This window comes from uncultured Brachyspira sp. (assembly GCF_944393015.1).
Taxonomy (GTDB): domain Bacteria; phylum Spirochaetota; class Brachyspiria; order Brachyspirales; family Brachyspiraceae; genus Brachyspira.
The window spans coordinates 1-6,926 of record NZ_CALXYQ010000109.1; the positions used below are offsets into that span (position 1 = coordinate 1).

8 protein-coding genes are annotated in these 6,926 nt (G+C 26.9%); all 8 read left to right on the forward strand.

The features are described from left to right. The first annotated feature begins 565 nt into the window (after nucleotides 1-565). Nucleotides 566-1,255, forward strand: a complete 690-nt coding sequence (locus Q0K19_RS15285) for a lipoprotein 17-related variable surface protein (RefSeq protein ID WP_297249480.1) — start codon at nucleotides 566-568, stop codon at nucleotides 1,253-1,255. A 612-nt stretch (nucleotides 1,256-1,867) separates the two neighbouring features. Continuing rightward, nucleotides 1,868-2,248, forward strand: a complete 381-nt coding sequence (locus Q0K19_RS15290; RefSeq protein ID WP_297249482.1) for a hypothetical protein — start codon at nucleotides 1,868-1,870, stop codon at nucleotides 2,246-2,248. Between the two features lie 87 nt (nucleotides 2,249-2,335). Then, on the forward strand, nucleotides 2,336-2,740 hold the full coding sequence (locus Q0K19_RS15295) for a hypothetical protein (protein WP_297249484.1): 405 nt from the start codon (nucleotides 2,336-2,338) through the stop codon (nucleotides 2,738-2,740). Nucleotides 2,741-3,620: 880 nt separating this feature from the next. Then, nucleotides 3,621-4,046 (forward strand): hypothetical protein, encoded by a 426-nt coding sequence (locus tag Q0K19_RS15300; RefSeq protein WP_367172187.1) that lies wholly within the window; start codon nucleotides 3,621-3,623, stop codon nucleotides 4,044-4,046. Between the two features lie 612 nt (nucleotides 4,047-4,658). Beyond that, nucleotides 4,659-5,039, forward strand: a complete 381-nt coding sequence (locus tag Q0K19_RS15305) for a hypothetical protein (RefSeq protein ID WP_297249482.1) — start codon at nucleotides 4,659-4,661, stop codon at nucleotides 5,037-5,039. 87 nt (nucleotides 5,040-5,126) lie between these two features. Continuing rightward, nucleotides 5,127-5,531, forward strand: a complete 405-nt coding sequence (locus tag Q0K19_RS15310; protein WP_297249484.1) for a hypothetical protein — start codon at nucleotides 5,127-5,129, stop codon at nucleotides 5,529-5,531. An 875-nt stretch (nucleotides 5,532-6,406) separates the two neighbouring features. After that, on the forward strand, nucleotides 6,407-6,643 hold the full coding sequence (locus tag Q0K19_RS15315; RefSeq protein WP_297249486.1) for a hypothetical protein: 237 nt from the start codon (nucleotides 6,407-6,409) through the stop codon (nucleotides 6,641-6,643). 63 nt (nucleotides 6,644-6,706) lie between these two features. Continuing rightward, a partial coding sequence (locus tag Q0K19_RS15320) for a hypothetical protein (protein WP_297249488.1) occupies nucleotides 6,707-6,926 on the forward strand: 220 nt, incomplete at its 3' end.

The window sequence follows — 6,926 nt, forward strand, 5'->3', positions numbered from 1 at the left end:
TTTTTATTTCAAAATAACGTGGTTATGGAACCGTCAACGAAATTCAAAATGTAAGCAATTTGTTTTGAATAATTATAAGAATCAAGCCCCATCAGCTATACAATTATCTTCGTTTAGAACACAAAATTCATCTACCTCTACATTGAACTCATCAAATACTGAAATGTATGCAAATGATATAAGTGGAGAATTATTTGTTAAAACGATTTTGGTTAAACCGTCATGATATGATAAATCATTAAATGCTAATACATATTCAACTGTTATTGGTAAATGAAATTGTTCTCCAATAAAAAATGTTACTAAATGAGCTTCACAACAAGCCTTTAATACTATTAATGGTGGTTATTTTAGAAAAAGATCCCCAGACCAAATAAGTGATGCAGATGTTACTAAATATTATGATCAAATATTAGTTCTTCCTCAAACAGTGATTAGCTCTGAACATAAAGTAGATATTATTGTAACTGAGAGAAAAGGGAATTCAGGTTCGAATAGTGGTACTATAAAATTAAAGGCTAATGTCCAATACACCAATAAACAAGGGACTAGAGTTTCTTACTTAATGGATGAAGTTACATACAATGTTAAAGCTGAATCTAATATTTATAAATTTAAGTTTTGTGGAGGTTTAGAAAATCAAGCTACTAGTGGACCAGTAGATATAGCGACATTAGGACCAGATTTTGAAAATTTTAAGAATACTTTACCTTCTCTTATAAGACCCACAAGTGATAATTTAGATCCTTTTATTGAAATCCAAGATAAATACCCAACTGATACTAGAAGAGTAATTACAATAACCAATCTAGATGATGCAAAAGGTGAGGTGACTATTCAAGTTCATTACAATAATTTAGAAGTTGGAACACAATCAACATTTAGTATCACATACACAGGATTAGCTACAGAAAATACAAATAAAATAAATTTTGCTGGTGAAGAAGTTACTGAAAAACCAACATTAAATGGGAAACCAGTTTTTTCTGATGATTCAGTTAAATCTATTACTAGTATTCCTCAATATAAAGATTATGATCAAAAATTAGCAACTCAAGTTGATGAAAGTCAATTAAACTTTGTTTTTGACTCGAACTTAAAGAAAATGGGATTCCAGCCACAATTAAAAATTTCTAAAACAAAAGATGGAAAACTTGATTCTAAAGATGCTGAATATGGATCAATAAAAGTTGAATTAGACTATAAAGAATCTTATAGTGATATGTTAGGAATAAAACTACCTTCAACATATTGAAATAAATTTGGTTTAAAAAATGGAGTAGCCACTCAAAGATATATAGGATTTTTACCAATTGGTGAAACATATGGAGTAAGATTAAAAGCTTATAAATCGAAAGAAATCCAAGATATTGTAAATAATAATAATGTTAATGCGACAATAGATCCAAAATTATTATTAGGAACATTAGAGGTTAAAGGTTATAATGATCCAACAGAATTAACTAATGGTGATAAAGGCAATCCATATGAAAATGTTGATATTGTAAGATTTGGTTGAGATGGTGAAGATTTACTATTTACTATACATGCTCAATCTAGTATATATCCAACAGTTAATCAAACAAGTAACTTTAAAATTTCATGATCTCCTAAGTTTGCAGCTATTAGAGAAAGAAACCTTATAATTGCTTCTACAACATCAATTGCAGGAGTTGGAATAGTGGGTGGAGCTATTGCAACATATATACTTAGAAGAGGAAAAATAAGAAAGTTATTAAAATAATAAAAATAAATAAGCGTTCTGCTTATTTATTTTTTTACTCTTTTTTAGGGTAATAAAAAAAAGTTAATTATTTTTTGAAATAATGTGTATAATTATACAAATGGTATAAAATGGTAAAAAATTATGAAAATAAATAATAATAAAAAAATAACAAAAAAAACTTTCTTTTTAGGTAGTTTATTGTTGGGAGCAACTTCAGCTATCGCAATAACTCCAGTTATAACAAGTTGTTCTACTTCAACAAATTCTACTGAAACTACTCCACCAAATTCTAATGAAACTACTCCACCAAATTCTACTGAAATGAGTACAATTGAAAAGTTAGAGTATACATTTGAATCAAAAAATATTGTTGAGTTCACTAAAAGATTTAATGATACTTTTCAAGATATATTAAAAAAGTTATCAAATGAAGAAAGAAAAGACTTAGCTTTAAGAATTTATAATGAAAAGTTTGCTTTAAGTGGTGATCCAATTTTTGAAGGAAATCCTCAAATTTATTGAGCAGAATTTATTCAAAGAAATGATATATATCGTTGTTTATTTACACCAATTGATGAAGCTCCAAGTATTATAGGTAATGATGATATTTTGGGTGTTGATTCAATTTATATTGATCCTCAATCTGGAAGTTTAAATATAACTATTGATATAGAAAATACTAGTACAAAATATGCTGTATTGAAAAACAAAGATTCTGGAAGTGGTAATGTTATTTCTCAAAAAGTTGATAGCAATAAACTTACAGTAAAATTTGATATATCTACATTCACAGACATATTCTTTTTAGATTATGTATTTAATTCAAATGAAGAGTTCCAAAATAAATTAAAAGAATTAGACTTAACTAACAAAAAATTCTTTATTGGTATAGTAAAAAATGGTGATTCAGCTAATATAGTTTTCCAAACTTATTATCCAAATGCAACAGGTGATGGAAATCATTCTAAGTGTAATTTCTACTACGACTTCAATAACGGAATTACCACAAAATGAGTAACAGTAAACTATTTTTCTTGATTTAATTGTTCGTTCAGACTAGTTTAGTTCACAAAAACTACCGCAACAAGCGGTATTTTTTTTTGAAAAATGCTAACTTTCAATACTCTTTTTATGAATATAAAATTGATAAATATATATTTTTCAATTACAACTATTAATGTAAATAAATTATTTGAATAGAAAGGTTAGATATGAATTTTGATAGCATAAAAAGTTATTTTTATGGATCAATGCCATTAATAAAACTTATTCAAAAATCATTTTGAAAAAGTTTTTTTGGTCCCTTTTTTGCTTTCGGGTTCCCACTAATATTTATTGGGATTCTTGGAACAATATTAGGGTATGATCAAGTTTTGGGAGGGTCTTTTGCTATATCACCAATAGCTATAACTCTATCATCAATGCCGTCTTTAATTTTTGAGTTTAAGAATTCATCATTATTAAAGCGGATTGGTAGTACCCCAATAAAACCATCATTATTTATTTTTATTTCAATAATATTTTATTTTGGAATAATAATATTATCAATCATATGATGTTTGATATTTTCATTGATGATTTTTGGTATACCATATTGAGACGATGGAAGAGTAATTACTGAATTCAAAGATCCAAGCAGTGGTAAAATTTTAGAAACAAAAGCTGCTTCTTTCTCTGATACATTAGCTAATGTGCATTGAGCAGGATTTATCTTTGGTCAATTGACAATAATCATGGTTGGTTTAACATTGGGTGTTGTAATAGTGTCTATTTCTAAATCCATTGTTTATGAAATGGAACCACAATATAACCTTTTATTGAAATCCAAGATAAATACCCAACTGATACTAGAAGAGTAATTACAATAACCAATCTAGATGATGCAAAAGGTGAGGTGACTATTCAAGTTCATTACAATAATTTAGAAGTTGGAACACAATCAACATTTAGTATCACATACACAGGATTAGCTACAGAAAATACAAATAAAATAAATTTTGCTGGTGAAGAAGTTACTGAAAAACCAACATTAAATGGGAAACCAGTTTTTTCTGATGATTCAGTTAAATCTATTACTAGTATTCCTCAATATAAAGATTATGATCAAAAATTAGCAACTCAAGTTGATGAAAGTCAATTAAACTTTGTTTTTGACTCGAACTTAAAGAAAATGGGATTCCAGCCACAATTAAAAATTTCTAAAACAAAAGATGGAAAACTTGATTCTAAAGATGCTGAATATGGATCAATAAAAGTTGAATTAGACTATAAAGAATCTTATAGTGATATGTTAGGAATAAAACTACCTTCAACATATTGAAATAAATTTGGTTTAAAAAATGGAGTAGCCACTCAAAGATATATAGGATTTTTACCAATTGGTGAAACATATGGAGTAAGATTAAAAGCTTATAAATCGAAAGAAATCCAAGATATTGTAAATAATAATAATGTTAATGCGACAATAGATCCAAAATTATTATTAGGAACATTAGAGGTTAAAGGTTATAATGATCCAACAGAATTAACTAATGGTGATAAAGGCAATCCATATGAAAATGTTGATATTGTAAGATTTGGTTGAGATGGTGAAGATTTACTATTTACTATACATGCTCAATCTAGTATATATCCAACAGTTAATCAAACAAGTAACTTTAAAATTTCATGATCTCCTAAGTTTGCAGCTATTAGAGAAAGAAACCTTATAATTGCTTCTACAACATCAATTGCAGGAGTTGGAATAGTGGGTGGAGCTATTGCAACATATATACTTAGAAGAGGAAAAATAAGAAAGTTATTAAAATAATAAAAATAAATAAGCGTTCTGCTTATTTATTTTTTTACTCTTTTTTAGGGTAATAAAAAAAAGTTAATTATTTTTTGAAATAATGTGTATAATTATACAAATGGTATAAAATGGTAAAAAATTATGAAAATAAATAATAATAAAAAAATAACAAAAAAAACTTTCTTTTTAGGTAGTTTATTGTTGGGAGCAACTTCAGCTATCGCAATAACTCCAGTTATAACAAGTTGTTCTACTTCAACAAATTCTACTGAAACTACTCCACCAAATTCTAATGAAACTACTCCACCAAATTCTACTGAAATGAGTACAATTGAAAAGTTAGAGTATACATTTGAATCAAAAAATATTGTTGAGTTCACTAAAAGATTTAATGATACTTTTCAAGATATATTAAAAAAGTTATCAAATGAAGAAAGAAAAGACTTAGCTTTAAGAATTTATAATGAAAAGTTTGCTTTAAGTGGTGATCCAATTTTTGAAGGAAATCCTCAAATTTATTGAGCAGAATTTATTCAAAGAAATGATATATATCGTTGTTTATTTACACCAATTGATGAAGCTCCAAGTATTATAGGTAATGATGATATTTTGGGTGTTGATTCAATTTATATTGATCCTCAATCTGGAAGTTTAAATATAACTATTGATATAGAAAATACTAGTACAAAATATGCTGTATTGAAAAACAAAGATTCTGGAAGTGGTAATGTTATTTCTCAAAAAGTTGATAGCAATAAACTTACAGTAAAATTTGATATATCTACATTCACAGACATATTCTTTTTAGATTATGTATTTAATTCAAATGAAGAGTTCCAAAATAAATTAAAAGAATTAGACTTAACTAACAAAAAATTCTTTATTGGTATAGTAAAAAATGGTGATTCAGCTAATATAGTTTTCCAAACTTATTATCCAAATGCAACAGGTGATGGAAATCATTCTAAGTGTAATTTCTACTACGACTTCAATAACGGAATTACCACAAAATGAGTAACAGTAAACTATTTTTCTTGATTTAATTGTTCGTTCAGACTAGTTTAGTTCACAAAAACTACCGCAACAAGCGGTATTTTTTTTTGAAAAATGCTAACTTTCAATACTCTTTTTATGAATATAAAATTGATAAATATATATTTTTCAATTACAACTATTAATGTAAATAAATTATTTGAATAGAAAGGTTAGATATGAATTTTGATAGCATAAAAAGTTATTTTTATGGATCAATGCCATTAATAAAACTTATTCAAAAATCATTTTGAAAAAGTTTTTTTGGTCCCTTTTTTGCTTTCGGGTTCCCACTAATATTTATTGGGATTCTTGGAACAATATTAGGGTATGATCAAGTTTTGGGAGGGTCTTTTGCTATATCACCAATAGCTATAACTCTATCATCAATGCCGTCTTTAATTTTTGAGTTTAAGAATTCATCATTATTAAAGCGGATTGGTAGTACCCCAATAAAACCATCATTATTTATTTTTATTTCAATAATATTTTATTTTGGAATAATAATATTATCAATCATATGATGTTTGATATTTTCATTGATGATTTTTGGTATACCATATTGAGACGATGGAAGAGTAATTACTGAATTCAAAGATCCAAGCAGTGGTAAAATTTTAGAAACAAAAGCTGCTTCTTTCTCTGATACATTAGCTAATGTGCATTGAGCAGGATTTATCTTTGGTCAATTGACAATAATCATGGTTGGTTTAACATTAGGTGTTGTAATAGTGTCTATTTCTAAATCATCTATGACAACACAAGGTTTAGGGGTTATTATCCTTATTTCTTCGCAATTTTTATGTGCGATGGTGTTACCGTTAGCAACTGTAAAAGGTGTGGATGCCATGTGAGTTATGGGGTATATATTATCACCATTTAAGGCTTCAACAAATGTTATATTAGAATCATGGAATGGTAGTGTTGAATTTGTTCAAACAAGCACAGTTCCTGTGCCACATTTATCTCAATCAAACATTTTTGATTTAGAAAAAGATTACTACTTCTATGACACTAATTCTATTGACTTAGCACAAGTTTTAATTTTAGATAAAACAGAAAAAATAGTTTCACTTTTATTACCGTTTTGTTGAGTTGTAATATTTTTAGGAATTTCAATTAAATTCTTTAAATGATCTACTAGATAAGGAGGGTTTATGTTTAGAAAAAAATCAAACAAAGTCACTTTTAATCCAAATAATATCCAAGATAAAGCGATATTAGATAATGTTAAAAAAGATTTTGATAAAAGAGTTTGTGAAAAATTTATAAAATATAAACCAAAAACGGGAAGTGAACCAATTATAACTGTTAAAAATTTATATGTAATTAATGATGATGGTATATACAGTGATAGTACTGAAAGTAATAGAATAG

Coding starts and splice junctions, on each gene's coding strand:
- Q0K19_RS15285 (WP_297249480.1), top strand. CDS start 566: ATGGATGAAGTTACATACAATGTTAAAGCTGAATCTAATATTTATAAA.
- Q0K19_RS15290 (WP_297249482.1), top strand. CDS start 1,868: ATGAAAATAAATAATAATAAAAAAATAACAAAAAAAACTTTCTTTTTA.
- Q0K19_RS15305 (WP_297249482.1), top strand. CDS start 4,659: ATGAAAATAAATAATAATAAAAAAATAACAAAAAAAACTTTCTTTTTA.
- Q0K19_RS15315 (WP_297249486.1), top strand. CDS start 6,407: ATGGGGTATATATTATCACCATTTAAGGCTTCAACAAATGTTATATTA.